This window comes from Sphingobium chungbukense (assembly GCF_001005725.1).
GTDB lineage: Bacteria > Pseudomonadota > Alphaproteobacteria > Sphingomonadales > Sphingomonadaceae > Sphingobium > Sphingobium chungbukense.
In genome coordinates this window covers 202,207-218,823 of record NZ_LBIC01000004.1, presented here as the reverse complement: position 1 = coordinate 218,823, position 16,617 = coordinate 202,207, and the positions used below count along the sequence as shown (strand labels likewise).

The 16,617-nt window shown below is 61.8% G+C and carries 10 protein-coding genes and 1 tRNA gene; 5 read left to right on the top strand and 6 right to left on the bottom strand.

Features of this window, described 5'->3' with window-relative positions; translation table 11 throughout:
* Window positions 1-103 precede the first annotated feature (103 nt).
* From YP76_RS10345 to YP76_RS27755, 4 genes are all read left to right on the top strand, one after another.
* Window positions 104-1,279 (top strand): glycosyltransferase, encoded by a 1,176-nt coding sequence (locus YP76_RS10345; RefSeq protein WP_046763516.1) that lies wholly within the window; start codon window positions 104-106, stop codon window positions 1,277-1,279.
* A gap of 234 nt (window positions 1,280-1,513) precedes the next feature.
* Window positions 1,514-2,020, top strand: coding sequence for an energy transducer TonB family protein (locus tag YP76_RS10340; protein ID WP_046763515.1), 507 nt, complete (start codon window positions 1,514-1,516; stop codon window positions 2,018-2,020).
* 417 nt (window positions 2,021-2,437) lie between these two features.
* The gene (locus YP76_RS10335; RefSeq protein WP_046763514.1) at window positions 2,438-2,812 is read left to right on the top strand and encodes a thermonuclease family protein; all 375 of its coding nucleotides are present in this window, start codon (window positions 2,438-2,440) and stop codon (window positions 2,810-2,812) included.
* A gap of 154 nt (window positions 2,813-2,966) precedes the next feature.
* Window positions 2,967-3,623, top strand: a complete 657-nt coding sequence (locus YP76_RS27755) for a hypothetical protein (RefSeq protein ID WP_232307506.1) — start codon at window positions 2,967-2,969, stop codon at window positions 3,621-3,623.
* Here the strand turns inward: YP76_RS27755 and YP76_RS10330 are convergent.
* Window positions 3,598-3,885 carry a DUF5818 domain-containing protein gene (locus YP76_RS10330; RefSeq protein WP_157035746.1) on the bottom strand — a complete coding sequence of 96 codons (288 nt, stop codon included), beginning with the start codon at window positions 3,883-3,885 and terminating at the stop codon, window positions 3,598-3,600. The genes YP76_RS27755 and YP76_RS10330 overlap by 26 nt on opposite strands.
* Window positions 3,886-4,213: 328 nt before the next feature.
* Here YP76_RS10330 and YP76_RS10325 point away from each other — a divergent pair, with 328 nt between their 5' ends.
* Window positions 4,214-4,870, top strand: coding sequence for a DnaJ domain-containing protein (locus YP76_RS10325; protein WP_052757380.1), 657 nt, complete (start codon window positions 4,214-4,216; stop codon window positions 4,868-4,870).
* Window positions 4,871-4,976: 106 nt separating this feature from the next.
* Here YP76_RS10325 and YP76_RS10320 read toward each other — a convergent pair whose 3' ends face one another.
* From YP76_RS10320 to YP76_RS10300, 5 genes are all read right to left on the bottom strand, one after another.
* Window positions 4,977-5,315: a glycine zipper 2TM domain-containing protein gene (locus YP76_RS10320; protein WP_046763512.1), complete on the bottom strand. Its 339-nt coding sequence runs from the start codon at window positions 5,313-5,315 to the stop codon at window positions 4,977-4,979.
* An 812-nt stretch (window positions 5,316-6,127) separates the two neighbouring features.
* Window positions 6,128-6,201 (bottom strand) — tRNA-Gln (locus YP76_RS10315).
* Window positions 6,202-6,425: 224 nt separating this feature from the next.
* Window positions 6,426-10,682: a DNA-directed RNA polymerase subunit beta' gene (rpoC, locus tag YP76_RS10310; RefSeq protein ID WP_046763511.1), complete on the bottom strand. Its 4,257-nt coding sequence runs from the start codon at window positions 10,680-10,682 to the stop codon at window positions 6,426-6,428.
* Between the two features lie 82 nt (window positions 10,683-10,764).
* A complete protein-coding gene (gene rpoB, locus YP76_RS10305) occupies window positions 10,765-14,931 on the bottom strand; it encodes a DNA-directed RNA polymerase subunit beta (protein WP_046763686.1) in 4,167 nt (1,388 codons plus the stop codon).
* A gap of 317 nt (window positions 14,932-15,248) precedes the next feature.
* Complete coding sequence (locus YP76_RS10300) at window positions 15,249-16,586, bottom strand: MFS transporter (protein ID WP_232307505.1); 1,338 nt, start codon at window positions 16,584-16,586, stop codon at window positions 15,249-15,251.
* Window positions 16,587-16,617: the final 31 nt, after the last annotated feature.

Sequence of the window (16,617 nt, the reverse complement as noted above, 5' to 3'; positions counted from 1 at the left end):
CCCGGCCCGGACATTATTCAACCGGTCAGTGGGCATGGTGCTGACGCCAGGCGCATGAGCGCGCTCCATCCCCAGCCCGCGCCCAGCACAGGGAGGCGCTCCGATGATCCTTCTCTACGTCCATGCCTTGGCAGCGACCGGCGTGGTGCGCAACGCGCGGCTGCTGGCGTCGGGTCTTGCGGCGCGCGGTTATCCGGTGGAATTGGTGACGGCAACGCCGGGCGGCGAGGGTGTTCCTGGCGTTCCCCATCATGCGTTGCTGCGGGAAAGCCGTACCTACAGCCTGTTCGAAAAGTTGATCGCGATCGGCGCGCTTCGCCGCCATCTGAAGCGCCGCCGGGCCGATTTGCTGATTTCCGCCGGCAATCAGGGCCATTTCGTGGCCTGGGCGGCAAGCCGGGGTCTTGGCCGGCTACGCCGCGTCTATCGCATCAGCAACGACATGGTACGCGCCATTCCGGGCGCACCCCACGGCGGATCGGCGAGTTGGGAAAGGCGCATCATGACCCGGCTCATCGCGTCTGACGCCGACCGGATCGTGCTGGTGTCGCCGACACTGGCCTCCATTCCAGCCTTTGCCGATGCGGCCCGTGAGGGGCGGGTGGCGATCATCCCCAACGGCATCGATGCGGCCGCGGCGCGGGCGAAGGCGGACGCGGACGCCGCGGCGCCCCATATCTGGATGACGAAGGATGTGTCCGTGATCCTTGCCATCGGCAGGCTGGCGAAACAGAAGAATTTCGAGACGCTGTTGCGCGCCTTTGCCATGGTGCGGTGTCGACGGCGAGCGCGGCTCATCATTCTGGGCGAGAGCCGCGACCGGATGCGTGATCGATTGATGGCGCAGGCGCGCAAACTGGGCGTCGCAGATGATCTGGCGTTGCCGGGCGTGGTCGCCAATGTCTTTCCCTGGCTGGTTCATGCGGATGCCTTCGTCCTGCCGAGTTGGTGGGAGGGATCGCCCAATGCGCTGCTGGAGGCGATGGCCGTTGGGATTCCCGTGGTCGCGTCCAGCACGGCTGGCAATGCGGCCGACCTGCTGGACGGCGGGCGGTTCGGGCGGTTGATCAATCCCGCCGATGCCACGGCTATGGCGGAAGCGCTGTTGGGCCAACTTGACCCGGCCAGCGCCATCGTCCCGGGTGATCGGATCGAGGCGTTCAGCCTGCGACGGGTGGTGGCGGGGTGGATGGAGGTGATCGACCGGCTCGGCCTGTCGCCGCGGCCCGAAAGAGAGCGAGTCGTTGTTTGCCGGCTTGGTCCGGTCCACCAAAATTGATCCGGCAAAATGGGTTGGCCGTTGCTGTTGCGACGGCATCGCAGCGATGTTCCATATCGGGACAGGCGGGCGGCGTTTTGAAATATTCCATATGTGTCTCAGATCATTGTTTTATATTCATTACTAAAGATGCCTATTTTGTAATATATAGCTTCGCGCCGTCTTTCGGCCGGTCAATACCGCCGCAGCGGCATCCCAAAATCCTATCACATCATAATGGCAGAGGAGGTCCTCATGCATGCCAAGCCCTTGATTTTGGCGCTTTGCTCATCCCTGCTGCTTTCAACAGGGGTTAGTGCCAGACAGCCAGGCGACCAATTGACTGTCGTTGCTTCACCGGAACAGCAAGTCACCTACCAGAAATGGTCGGACCGGACGGAGAACCGATTGACCAGCAGCATCCGCCGCAGCGCGGGTTTTTTCAATGATCGTCATTCGGTCGGCTTTGCGCGTGTGCAATTCCGCCTGGATGCCGATGGACGACCTCAGGCCATTGCCGTTGCCGGGCCGTCCGAATCCCGTACGATCGACCGCATATCGGTGCGCGCCGTCAGGACCATGGGGAGTTTGACACCGCTGCCGCAGGGAATATCCGCAGATTCCAAGTTCGAGGCATGGATCATCGTCGCCGATGATGTTTGGCAGAGAGACGATATGATGAGCCAACTGCGTGCGGATCAACGCGCGCGCACGCTGGTGCAGGCGGATAAGGAACAGCCTGTCCTGATTGCGGCGCGTTGAACGCTGCCTCTCCCCCAGGCCGTGTTTCGCGTTGCGGAGTCTGGAAGGGTGATCGAATGGGGTGATGGATGGTATCCGTCGCCCAGCGCCCTTCCAGCTTCCATCCCGCCTATATGGCCTCTCCTGATTCCGGCTCCTTCCCCAAAACCATGATATTTCCATGTTTGGCCGTTCCCGGTGTGGCAGATGCCGTGCCCCTGCGACCCGTGAATGGATATTTGATCCGGTACTTTCCTCTGGCTTCTGGCTTGCCTCCAGAACAGAGACGTAAGATATGATGGTCTAAAGGTTAATTATTATCACTCAGAAGAAGTGTACGGGTAAATCTTTAGTTATAGGTGCGGAAAGGGGCAGGGATGGGGAAGAGGAAATATTTCCTGTGAAGGAAGCTGCGACCATGATGGTGGCTGGGGCGGAATGATCGCGGCCTTGTTGATCGCCTCCGCTGTGACGGTGGTCGATGGCAGCATGCTGCGGGTCAATGGAGAGCCTATTCGCCTGCTTGGTATCGAGGCGCCGGACGTTGCCGCTCGCTGCCGCAAGGGTAGGATCTGCACGCCGGTCGATCCGCGTCGGAGCAAGGATAGCCTCAAACATTCGCTGCGCGATCCGATCACCATCGTTCCGGTTGCGCGCGATGCCGCCGGACGGACGGTGGCGATCATCTACGCGGGGGGACTGAACATCTCCTGCGAGCAGCTTCGCAAGGGTATGGCCGTGTACAAGCCCCATTGGGACAGTGGACGCCGGCTGGCCAAGGAATGCCGCTTCGCCCGCGCCGACGGTAAATAGAATCGCTTACCCCGTTTGCGCCATTGCGGCGCATTGCGCCGCATGCGCAATTGATCCGGCGGGCTTTGGCCCGCGTGCGACCTGACTTGCCTCGCCTGCCTTTCAAAAGGAGCGGGGTTTTTCGTGGAAATGGGCCATTCGCGCGCGACATGGCTTGCCCGGCGAGATTCGTTTTGGCGCTTATCCGCTCGTCATGGCTGCGACGCCGAGCCGCGGGATCGATCGTTTTCCGGCCCGTTCCATTGGCCCGCTGGCCGGATTGGCGGTGGTGCCCAATTTCGTTTCGAGTCAAGAAAAGCGACAGATTTCAGCAGCGGAGCGCGGAAGCCTGCCGACTGTCCCGGCCCAGACATCTGTGATAAACCACATGCCTCCCGTAATGCTGATCGCGAAGGGAAATCACATGGCAAATCGCTTAGTCCTGGCAACCTTGGCAACAATGCTTTCGGTTGGAGTATTTCAAGAAGCCGTAGCGCAGGATGCGGCTGAAACAGCGATTATTCTGGGCGGCGTGGGGCATGCGCAACGTGGCGCAAGCTCGTTGGGGGCGGCCATTTCACAGAGCTTCAACAATGCCGGTAATGCCTTCAGGGCACCAAGCGCGAGAACCGTTTCTCACAGACCAGTTTCGGCGGCAGCAAGGTCTCGTGCCGCTCATGCTGTGCCCGTCGTGGAAGAATCCGGCGACCCGTTCGAGGGGACGAATGCGCCCATCTACCGGCTGGGTAACGGCGCTTCCATCAGCGCCAGTGGTGGGCTGACCCCGGAACCGAATGTCAGGTGCGTCAGGGATTGCCCAGCCGCCCGGTAGAGGTCGAGAGCTTTCCCCCGCAACTCATGTTTGCCGAACTGAGCGCCCTTCCAATGGGTTCAATCGCTTCAATCCAGTTGACAGCGATGGCTTCAGCACCGGTGCGGATGCCCTCGACGGCGACGTTGGTCTGCAGAAGATGGCCCACATTTTTCAGCCAACCAACTTCCCACAAAGCACCATCGCGCGCTTGAACATAAAGGCTGACCGCTCCTGCGACCAGAACGCCTTCGAGGCGAAAATATGAACCGATATTCATCATGGGCAGATATGCCCATTTCGATGACAGCACCATGACCAGCCCCCTGGCGCGTGCCAATAAGCGGATAGGGTGAGCCTGGCTCTATGAGGCGCTATCTTGCGACGGAGAACGGCCAGTTGGAGCGATAGGCGGATCGCAAAGCTCAATGATAGCCAGAACGAACGGGGGGAGAGCGCTCATGGTCGCCTCCTGTCCGGCCCAACAATGAACAGCGTCTCAATCCGACATCTGAAAGCCTGCAAGGCAATCGGGCGGCAATGGCGCGACGGTCGTCCCGGAAAGCCGTGCATCGATCTGCTTTGACAACGCCGCGCACGCGTCGGAGAATGTGGGCGAGCTTCAGACTTGCAGTTGGAAACAGTTGAAGCTTCGGGCAGGGGTGCCCACGGATACTGATGGGGGCAGGTTTCTGATGCTTAACGGACAACCCTTTGTTGATCATTACAAAATCTTGCAGGTCAGTCCGAAATGTGACGCCAGAGGGTTGGAGGCTGCATATCGCTTGCTGGCGAAGCGATACCACCCGGACCATGCTGAAACCGCGGATGTCACGAAATTCAATGAAGTCATCGAGGCATATAATGCGCTGAGGAACGCCAAGAAGCGTGCCGAATATAACATATTATACGCGACGAGAACCGGGTTCGATTTCTCCGAAAAAGATGAGATGGAGGATGGGCAATCTGCATATGACGATGCTGATGCGCACGAAAAAATCCTTCATTTCCTGTACACGAAACGACGAGAAAATGCTCAGGATGCCGGTATTGGTCGGTATTACGTCCAGAAAATGTTAAACTGCTCTGACAACCATTTCGAATTTCATCTGTGGTATCTCAAGGCAAAGGGCCTGATCGAGATCACCGAAAATGGGACTTTGGCGATCACAATCGATGGCGTTGACCATGTGATCTCAATGTCCCGGACCGCCATGCGAGAGAAATTGCTGATCGCTCAGGCCATTGACCGTCAGGGACAGGCATAGGGGCGAGGCGCCGCCGGCGATGCCCGGCTGGCTCCTGGCAAAACGGATAGTGCGATCTGATGGCCCAACATGCAGCCAGGTTGGGCCGCAGCCTTTCTGGTACAGGTCAGCAGCGATGTTTGCTGTCGACCTCTTTGCCGATCAGCGCGCCCGCGCCACCACCAATGATCGTGCCCGGCAGACGGTCGCCGCGCGTATCTACCGCTCGGCCAAGCAAGGCTCCCGCCGCCGCTCCGACCAACAGGCCAGTGGTGCCGCTGGTCTTGCAATCGCGCTGCACGTAGCGCGGCCGGTCATCGCGATAGTAGCGGCCATCGTAATAGCCGTCACGCTCATGATGCTTATACCAGCCCCGATGCCGTCCATTGTCCGCCATCGCGATCGACGGCACCGTTGCAGCCAGCACGGCGGCGAGGCCCAATGCCAATGTGATCTTCTTCCCCATGACTATCTCCCTGATGTTGCAGACAGTCTTTGGATTACGCGGCGTGGCTGCTCGCTGAATGGCCGATTTATCCGACGTTCATCAGAATGGCAGCCTCAACTCGACCAACGGCAACCGTAAGATTTTTTCGAGATATGACTAAGGTTATGGCGAACAATGACGGGTGCTCATAGGAGGGGCGCGCTCTTGCAGGTCACTGGCCTGTGGCACCCCGCTTCCTTACCCTGGGAGGCGGGGTTTATGTGGGGCATGATCATTCGCATCATGACAAACTGGCAGATCAGCACGTGTTGACGCTATCCCAATCCAGATGTCTGCTCTCACTTTCCTTTTCCCTGCCTAGCCATTCAAAAATGCCCCGTCTCTGCATGGAGAGACGGGGCCAGTTGGGTCGCACTACAGGCATTGCCTGCACCGGGAGAACGTCCGGACAGCAGTAAGGATCGCGAATATTTGGAGTTATGGCGGAGGATATAGGAAGAGGCCTGCTCGGCATGGCCGGAAGAACTTCCGCCCGCTTCAGATCCAGAAACGAATGAGCCCCGCGCTTGAAGGGGGCAGCGCGGGGCTTTTCGATCAAGGGGGATCGAGAACGCCAGCGTAACGTCTGTTGTTGTGATTCGCCCATCTAGCGATGGTGATAATCCCAATTAGTTTGTTCCGTGCCATATGTCATCCATGGACCAAGGAACCGCCGGGAGGAAGCGCGGACGCGCGAAAAATGGCGGAAAGGCGCGGGACTGGACCGCATCCGAAAATGCCCACCATATGAAGCGTCGGAAGACCAAACCGCTGAGTTTTATTGGAAAATCTGGATGCCCGACAAGGATTCGAACCTTGATTGACGGAGTCAGAGTCCGCTCTCTTACCATTAGAGGATCGGGCATCATGGTAAGCCAGTGGCTCACCGGAGACGGCCAAATAGGCGGGGATTCGGCATTGGTCAAGAGGGTTGCGACAGGCATTTCGCACAATTTCGCGCCTTGGCCATGGAACCCCAAAAGATAACCCGCCGGACAGGCTGTCGCTTCCGGCGGGTTCTTCATCAATCCGAAAGATCAGAGAATCTGCTTCCCCAGATAGGGAGCAGGCGCCCCTGTTTCCAAGACCTTATTCCATATCCTCGGTGGTGAAATCCTCACCCTGGACGGCGCCCAGCGGATCGTCTCCGATGGCTGCTTCCGGACCCTGGCGCAGTTCGGCGGCATGCTCTTCAGCAGCCGTCTTAGGCGCAATCAGGTCGACCTGGGCGGAGGCGCGCAGCGCGGCCCGCATCGCCGCGTCACGCGACGAGGCGGCAACGCGCATGCGGTTCATGCCAGCGCCCGTACCCGCCGGGATGAGGCGGCCGACGATGACATTTTCCTTGAGGCCCACCAGCGTGTCCTTCTTGCCCTGGACCGCCGCTTCCGTGAGGACGCGGGTGGTTTCCTGGAAGGAGGCCGCCGAGATGAACGAACGCGTCTGGAGCGAGGCCTTGGTGATGCCGAGCAGCACCGGCTTACCCGCGGCGGGCGCGAAGCCCGGCTGGAGCTTGGCGTTGATCTCGTCCATTTCCTCGCGGTCGATCTGCTCGCCCACCAGCAAAGTGGTGTCGCCGGACTCGATGATCTCGACCTTTTGCAGCATCTGACGAACGATCGTTTCGATGTGCTTGTCGTTGATCTTCACGCCCTGCAAGCGATAGACTTCCTGGATTTCCGCGACCAGATATTCGGCCAGCGGCTCGATGCCGAGCACTTCCAATATGTCGTGCGGGTCAGGCGAACCGCCGATCAGGTTGTCGCCGCGCTTCACGAAGTCGCCTTCCTGAACGTCGATCACCTTGCTCTTGGGGATCAGATATTCGACCGGCTCGCCGCCATCCTCGGGATTGATGGCGATCTTGCGCTTCGCCTTGTAATCCTTGAGGAACTGGACGCGGCCCGAGACCTTGGCAATGATCGCATTGTCCTTGGGCTTGCGGGCTTCGAACAGTTCAGCGACGCGTGGCAGACCGCCGGTGATGTCACGGGTCTTCGCAGCTTCGCGAGAGACACGCGCCAGCACGTCACCGGCCTGCACCTGCGCACCATCGTCGACCGACAGGGTCGCGCCCACCGCCAGCATGTAGCGGGCGGCTTCGCCCGACTGGTCGTCGAGCAGGGTGAGGCGCGGCCGCAGATCTTCCTTGGTGCGGGCGGCACCACGATGCTCCGTCACGACGCGCTGGGCGATACCCGTCGCTTCGTCGGTTTGCTCGGCTAGCGTCTTGCCGTCGATCAGGTCCTGATACTTCACGATACCGGGCTTTTCGGTGATCACCGGCATGGTGAAGGGATCCCACTCTGCAAAGCGCTCGCCCTTCGCCACGGGGGCACCATCGGCAATCAGGACGGTAGCGCCATAGGGCAGGCGGTGCGTTTCGCGTTCGCGGCCTTCATTGTCGATGATCGCGATCTCGCCATTGCGGGCGAGCGACAGGCGGCGGCCATTCTTGTCGGTGATGGTCGGCATGTCGCGCAGCTCGATCGTGCCGTCCGACATGGCTTCCAGGTTCGACGTTTCGTTGAAGTTCGCCGCGCCGCCGATGTGGAAGGTACGCATGGTGAGCTGCGTGCCCGGTTCACCGATGGACTGCGCCGCGATGACGCCGACCGCTTCACCGATATTGACCGGCGTACCACGGGCGAGGTCACGGCCGTAGCACTTGCCGCACACGCCCATCTTGCTTTCGCAGATCAGCGGGCTGCGGATCTTCACGGCCTGCGTGCCGATGGCTTCGATCTGCGCCACCAGCGCTTCGTCGAGCAGCGTGCCGATCGGCACGATGACCGTACCGTCCTTGCTGTCGACAATATCCTGCGCCGTGGTGCGGCCCAGAATGCGCTCACCGAGCGAGGCGATGACCGAACCACCCTGAACGATGGCCTTCATCTCCAGCGCCTTTTCGGTGCCGCAATCTTCCTCGACGATGGTGCAGTCCTGCGACACGTCGACCAGACGGCGGGTCAGGTAACCCGAGTTCGCCGTCTTGAGCGCGGTGTCGGCAAGCCCTTTTCGAGCACCATGGGTGGAGTTGAAATATTCAAGGACGGTCAGGCCTTCCTTGAAGTTCGAGATGATCGGCGTTTCGATGATCTCGCCGCTCGGCTTGGCCATCAGGCCGCGCATGCCGGCAAGCTGCTTCATCTGGGCCTGCGAACCACGGGCACCGGAGTGCGCCATCATGTAGATCGAGTTGATCTGGGCCATGCGGCCGGTCTGCGGGTCCTTGGGCTGGGCGCGGATCTCGTCCATCATGGCGTTCGCGACCTGGTCGCCGCAACGGCTCCAGGCGTCGATCACCTTGTTGTACTTTTCCTGCTGGGTGATCAGGCCGTCCTGATATTGCTGCTCATAGTCGGCCACCAGCGCCTTGGTCTCGTCGACCATCGCGGTCTTCGAATCCGGGATCACCATGTCGTCCTTGCCGAAGCTGATGCCGGCCTGGAACGCGTGGCGGAAGCCCAGCGCCATGATGGCGTCGGCGAACAGCACCGTGTCCTTCTGGCCGGTGTGACGATAGACCTGATCGATGACGTCGCCGATTTCCTTCTTGGTGAGAAGGCGGTTGACGACGTCGAAGGGCACCTTGTGCGACTTGGGCAGGCATTCGCCCAGCAGCATGCGACCGGGGGTCGTCTCGAACCGCTTCATATATTGCTGACCGTTTTCGTCGGTCTGCGGCACGCGGCTGGTGATCTTCGAATGCAGGGTCACGGCCTTGGCATAGAGGGCCTGGTGGACCTCCTGCATGTCGGCCAGCAGCATGCCTTCGCCCGGCTCGCCTTCGCGCTCCATGGACAGGTAATAGATACCCAGCACCATGTCCTGCGAGGGGACGATGATCGGCTTGCCGTTCGCGGGGCTGAGGATGTTGTTGGTCGACATCATCAGCACGCGCGCTTCCAACTGGGCCTCAAGGCTCAGCGGGACGTGGACGGCCATCTGGTCGCCGTCGAAGTCGGCGTTGAAGGCCGAGCAGACCAGCGGGTGAAGCTGGATCGCCTTGCCCTCGATCAGCACGGGTTCGAACGCCTGGATGCCCAGGCGGTGGAGCGTCGGCGCGCGGTTCAGCATGACCGGGTGCTCGCGGATCACCTCGTCCAGGATGTCCCAGACTTCCTTGCGCTCCTTCTCGACCCACTTCTTCGCCTGCTTCAGGGTCATGGACAGACCCTTGGCGTCCAGACGGGCGTAGATGAAGGGCTTGAACAGTTCGAGCGCCATCTTCTTGGGCAGGCCGCACTGGTGCAGCTTGAGTTCCGGGCCGGTCACGATGACCGAACGGCCCGAATAGTCGACGCGCTTGCCGAGCAGGTTCTGACGGAAGCGGCCCTGCTTGCCCTTCAGCATGTCGGACAGCGACTTGAGCGGACGCTTGTTCGCGCCGGTGATGACGCGGCCGCGGCGGCCATTGTCGAACAGGGCGTCGACCGCTTCCTGCAACATGCGCTTTTCGTTGCGGACGATGATGTCCGGCGCGCGCAGTTCCATCAGCCGCTTCAGGCGGTTGTTGCGGTTGATGACGCGACGATACAGGTCGTTCAGGTCCGAGGTGGCGAAGCGGCCGCCGTCCAGCGGCACCAGCGGGCGCAGTTCCGGCGGGATGACCGGCACGACGTCGAGGATCATCCATTCCGGACGGTTGCCCGAATCCAGGAAGCTTTCGACGACCTTCAGCCGCTTGATGATCTTCTTGGGCTTCAGTTCCGACTTGGTGACGGCCAGCTCGTCCAGCAGCGCCTGCTTCTCGCCCTCAAGGTCGAGGTCCATCAGCATCTGCTTGACCGCTTCCGCGCCGATCCCGGCGGAGAAGGCGTCCTCGCCATATTCGTCCTGCGCGTCGAGCAGTTCGTCTTCGGTCAGAAGCTGGAACTTTTCGAGCGGGGTCAGGCCCGGCTCGGTGACGATGTAGCTCTCGAAATACAGCACGCGCTCAAGCTGCTTCAATTGCATGTCGAGCAGCAGGCCGATGCGCGAGGGCAGCGACTTCAGGAACCAGATGTGCGCGACGGGCGCGGCCAGTTCGATATGGCCCATCCGCTCGCGGCGGACCTTCGACACCGTGACTTCGACACCGCATTTTTCGCAGACGATGCCCTTGTACTTCATGCGCTTATACTTGCCGCACAGGCATTCATAGTCCTTGATGGGACCGAAGATGCGGGCGCAGAACAGGCCGTCACGCTCGGGCTTGAACGTGCGGTAGTTGATGGTTTCCGGCTTCTTGATCTCGCCGAAGGACCAGGACCGGATACGCTCAGGCGAGGCGAGGCCGATCTGGATCTGGTCGAAGGTTTCCGGCTTCTGGACCGGGTTCGCGAAGTTGGTCAGTTCGTTCATATCTCATGTCCCTCTAGAGGGTAAAATTCCGGGGCGAAGGAGGGATGGCCCTTGCCTTCGGAGGGCAAGGGCCAGAGTCCCGTTATTCCGCCGCCTGCGCGAAGCCGTCGCCGTCTTCCTCGATCTCGTCCATCGCGGCGAGTTCGACGTTGAGGCCCAGCGAGCGCATTTCCTTGACCAGCACGTTGAAGCTTTCGGGGATACCGGCTTCGAACGTGTCGTCGCCCTTGACGATCGCTTCGTAGACCTTGGTACGTCCGACCACGTCGTCCGACTTCACCGTCAGCATTTCCTGCAAGGTATAGGCGGCGCCGTACGCCTGGAGCGCCCACACCTCCATTTCACCGAAGCGCTGGCCGCCGAACTGCGCCTTACCGCCCAGCGGCTGCTGGGTAACAAGCGAGTAGGGGCCGATGGAACGGGCGTGGATCTTGTCGTCGACCAGGTGGTGCAGCTTCAGCATGTAGATGATGCCGACAGTCACCTTGCGGTCGAAACGGTCGCCGGTGCGGCCGTCGAACAGGTCCGACTGGCCCGACGAGTGCAGGCCCGCCAACTCCAGCATCGCGGACACGTCGGCTTCGCGGGCGCCGTCGAACACCGGTGTCGCCATCGGCACGCCGCGCTGGAGATGTTCGGCAAGGTCGACGATCTGCTCGGCCGTGCGGCCGTTGATCTGGTCGGCATAGTGCTCGCCATAGGTTTCCAGCAGGCGGGTCTTGACCGCATCCGGCATCTCGCCAGCCTGCGCGTTCGGATTGGCTTCGCGCCAATCTTCCAGCGCATGCTTGAGCTGCTGACCGAGGCCACGCGCGGCCCAGCCAAGGTGCGTCTCGAAGATCTGCCCGACGTTCATGCGCGACGGCACGCCCAGCGGGTTCAGCACGATGTCGACATGGGTGCCGTCTTCAAGGAACGGCATGTCCTCGATCGGCAGGATGCGCGAGATCACACCCTTGTTCCCGTGACGGCCGGCCATCTTGTCGCCCGGCTGGAGCTTGCGCTTCACCGCGACGAACACCTTGACCATCTTGAGCACGCCCGGCGGCAGCTCGTCGCCGCGCTGGAGCTTGTCGACGCGGTCCTCGAACTTCTCGACGATCAGCTTCACCGCTTCGTCATACTGCGCCTTGACGGCTTCGATGCCGGCCTGACGCGTGTCGTCCGCGACCGCGAACTTCCACCATTCGTGACGCTCGACCTCGCCCAGCAGGGCCTCGTCGATCTCCACGCCCTTGCGCACGCCCTTGGGAGCAGCCGCAGCCGTCTGACCGAGCAGCATTTCCTGAAGGCGGTTGAAGGTCGCGCGGTTGAGGATGGCGCGTTCGTCCTCGCGATCCTTGGCGAGACGGTCGATTTCCTCCCGCTCGATCGCCATGGCGCGCTCATCCTTGTCGATGCCGTGGCGGTTGAACACGCGCACTTCCACGACCGTACCGGCAACGCCCGGCGGCAGACGCAGCGAGGTGTCGCGCACGTCGCTCGCCTTTTCGCCGAAGATCGCGCGAAGCAGCTTTTCTTCCGGCGTCATCGGCGATTCACCCTTGGGGGTGATCTTGCCGACCAAGATATCGCCCGGCTCCACTTCGGCGCCGATATAGACGATGCCCGCCTCGTCGAGGTTGCGCAGCGCTTCCTCACCGACGTTCGGGATGTCGCGGGTGATGTCTTCCGGCCCCAGCTTGGTGTCGCGGGCCATGACCTCGAACTCCTCGATATGGATCGAGGTGAAGACGTCATCCTTCACGATCCGCTCGGAGATCAGGATGGAGTCCTCGTAGTTGTAGCCGTTCCAGGGCATGAACGCGACCAGCGTGTTGCGGCCCAGCGCCAGCTCGCCAAACTCAGTCGACGGGCCGTCGGCGATCACGTCGCCAGCCTCGATCAGGTCGCCCACCTTCACCAACGGACGCTGGTTGATGCAGGTGTCCTGGTTGGAGCGCTGGAACTTCTGGAGCGTATAGATGTCGACGCCCGACTGGCCGGGTTCGATGTCGCCGGTGGCGCGGATGACGATACGGGTCGCGTCGACCTGATCGATAATGCCCGCGCGCTTGGCGGCGATGGCCGCGCCCGAGTCACGCGCGACCGTGCCTTCCATGCCGGTGCCGACGAACGGCGCCTCGGCACGGACCAGCGGCACGGCCTGACGCTGCATGTTCGACCCCATGAGCGCGCGGTTGGCGTCGTCATTTTCCAGGAACGGAATGAGCGAGGCCGCGACCGAGACGAGCTGCTTGGGGCTGACGTCCATCAGGGTGATGTGGTCCTTGGGCGCCATCAGGAATTCGCCCGCTTCACGCGCCGAGATCAGATCCTCGGCCAGAGTGCCCTCTTCGGTCACTTCGGCGTTGGCCTGCGCGATGGTGTGCTTGGCTTCTTCCATCGCCGACAGATAGACGACCTCGTTCGTCACCTTGCCGTCGATCACCTTGCGGTAGGGCGTCTCGATGAAGCCATATTTGTTCACGCGGCTGAAGGTCGCGAGCGAGTTGATCAGACCGATGTTCGGGCCTTCCGGCGTTTCAATCGGGCAGATACGGCCATAATGGGTCGGGTGGACGTCGCGGACTTCGAAGCCGGCGCGTTCACGGGTCAGACCGCCCGGCCCAAGCGCCGAGACACGGCGCTTGTGGGTGACTTCCGACAGCGGGTTGGTCTGGTCCATGAACTGCGAGAGCTGCGAGGAGCCGAAGAACTCACGCACGGCGGCCACGGCGGGCTTTGCGTTGATGAGGTCATTCGGCATCACGGTCGAGACGTCGACGCTCGACATGCGCTCCTTGACGGCGCGTTCCATGCGCAGCAGGCCGACGCGATACTGGTTTTCCAGCAGTTCGCCCACCGAGCGGACGCGGCGGTTGCCGAGATTGTCGATATCGTCGATCTCGCCCTTGCCGTCCTTCAGGTTCACCAGTTCCTTGACCACGGCGAGGATGTCCTCGACGCGCAGGGTGGTGACGGTGTCCTCGGCATCGAGGTCGAGGCGCATGTTGAGCTTCACGCGGCCCACGGCCGAGAGGTCATAGCGCTCCGGATCGAAGAAGAGGCCGGCGAACAGCGCTTCGGCGGTTTCCTTCGTCGGCGGTTCGCCGGGGCGCATCACGCGGTAAATGTCGGCCAGCGCCTGATCGCGTTCCTCGGCCTTATCGGCCTTCAGCGTGTTGCGAATCCAGGGACCAGTAGTGACATGGTCGATGTCGAGCAGCTCAAGGCGGTCGATGCCCGCACGGTCGAGCTTTTCGAGATTTTCGGGCGACACTTCGTCACCAGCCTCGATGTAGATTTCGCCGGTGCTCTCGTTGATGAGGTCATAGGCGCTGTAGCGGCCATAGACTTCCTCGGTCGGGATCAGCAGCGTCTCAAGCCCGTCCTTCTCCGCCTTGTTGGCGGCGCGGGGCGAAATCTTGTGACCGGCGGCGAACACGACTTCGCCCGACTTGGCGTCAACAATGTCGAACGCCGGCTTCTGGCCGCGCCATGCTTCGGCGGTGTAGGGAATCTGCCAGCCGCCTTCGCCACGGACGAAGGTGACCTTGTTGTAGAAATAGCCGAGCATATCCTCGGGCGTCAGGCCCAGCGCATAGAGCAGCGCGGTGACCGGCAGCTTGCGCTTGCGGTCGATACGGACGTTGACGATGTCCTTGGCGTCGAATTCGAAGTCGAGCCAGGAACCACGGTAAGGGATGACGCGGGCGGCGAAGAGATATTTGCCCGACGAGTGGGTCTTGCCGCGATCATGGTCGAACAGGACGCCCGGCGAGCGGTGCATCTGCGACACGATGACGCGCTCGGTGCCGTTGACGATGAAGGTGCCGTTCTGGGTCATGAGCGGCATGTCGCCCATGTAGACATCCTGCTCCTTGATATCGAGCACGGAGCGGGTTTCGGTGTCCTGGTCCACTTCGAACACGATCAGGCGCAGCGTGACGCGCATCGGCGCCGCATAGGTGATGCCGCGCTGACGGCATTCCTCGACGTCATATTTCGGCTCTTCGAGTTCGTAGTGAACGAAGTCCATTTCCGCCGTGCCCGCGAAATCGCGGATCGGGAAGACCGAGCGCAGCGTCTTTTCCAGGCCGGAGACATAGCCGATCTTCGGGTCCGACCGCAGGAACTGCTCATAGCTCTCCCGCTGGACCTCGATCAGGTTCGGCATCTGCACCACTTCGTGGATGTCGCCGAATACCTTTCTGATGCGCTTCTTCGCGCCGGTATTGCTGATCGTGGGGAGAGCTTTGGTCGCCATTGCGGTTCCTGCCTGTAGTTCGTCGAATTTTTTCGCATCGCAGCGAAAATTCAGCCTTTGCATGACAAGTTTCGGGGTGATTCGCCCCTATGCAGTCACGCAAAAAAGTGCGGGCCGGGACTGTCCGATCCGCACTGTCAGCGTCTTGTAACCCGCCGTTTTCGCCCCATTCCGCCGGTTTCGAGCGCTAAACGAAACCGATCCCCGAGCGATCCGGGGGACGGCCCCCGCCTCGCCCGAGGGCGGTGCATGGACCGGATTTGAACAGCCCATATAGGTCCGAGGTCGCTGTTTGTGAAGGGGCTTTCCGTGTCCGACTACTGCCTTCCCGCATTTGGCGGACGATCTGCCGGCGGTGGCGCAGTCTTGACCTGTCCGTCGGCCCGAGTCTCCGATGGGCGGATCAGTGCGACGAGCGCCGCCGCCGCCAGAGCCATTGCCGCATAAATCAGCACGGGCAGGTCATAGCCGCCGCTCGCAAGGTGCATCCAGTCTGTCCATATCGGTGCAAGCGCGCCCACCAGGCTGATGATCGCGGTGTTGATGCCCAGCAGTCGCGAAAAGGCGTTCGGGTGGACGCTGTCGGCCAGCAGCATCGGTCCCGACTGGCCGGGCAGGGCGCTGGCGATGCCCCATAGCAGGACAAAGGCGGTCACTCCGCCCCATCCCATGATACGCACGCCGAGAAGTGCCGCCGTGCCGGCCGCCAGCAGCATCGCCGTGCCGATCAGCGCAGGCTGCGGCCCGATACGATCGGCCAGTATCCCGCCCAGCAGCAGCGCCGGGAGGCCCAGCAGATTGGCGATGCTGTATGCGGCCACCGCGCCCGGTTGCGAAAGGCCCTGCGCCATGAGACCGTCGACGGCCGCGAAGAGTATGCCGTTGATTGCCAGTTGCAGCAATGTCATCGCGCCGACGATCCGGCGGACATTCCCGCTGCGCAGGACGAGCCACAGCGGGCGTTCGTCGGTCTCGGTAGCCCTTGCGATCCGACCGCTGGGCACCGCCAGCACGAGCGCCGGACAGGCGAGTATGATCACCAGCGTGCAGAGCTGCATCGCCGCGCGCCAGCCCCAATGGATAATGGCCCCGCCGATGAGGGGCGGTACGACCGCGCCCGCCATGACCGCCGCGCCAAGGAAGACGCCCAGCGCTGCACCCCGCCGCCGGGGATGGCGGCGGGTGATGATCGCGATACCTGGCACGATGGTGGACGAGCCGACGCCTGCTCCTGCCACGGCCATCGCCGCCGCGAGCCACAGCCGTTCCTGCGCCAGTGATGCAGCGGCATAGCCCGCCGCGCTAAATATGATGCCGCCGAGCAGTACCGGCCGCACGCCCAGCCGGTCCAGCGCCCAGCCGACGGGCGCCGCCATGATACTCATCGCCAGCAGAAATGCTGTGGCGGCGATACCGGCCCGTCCGCCGAAATCAGCCGCCATGGCGGGAAGGAAAAGGCCGAGCGACATGAGAGTGCTACCCTGGATCAGCAGGGTGATGGCGGATAGCGCCAGCAGCGGTGGCGAGACCGGTATGGCGGAGAAAGAGGCAGGGCGGCGGACCACCGGACCGCCCTTATCGATTTTCTGCGCCGAAATGAACCGGTTGATGTCCGATTTGTGCAATGCGGCATCCATCAAGTCGGTATAGTCCATTCGGCTTTGGGTTTCGTGGGGACGGAACGGG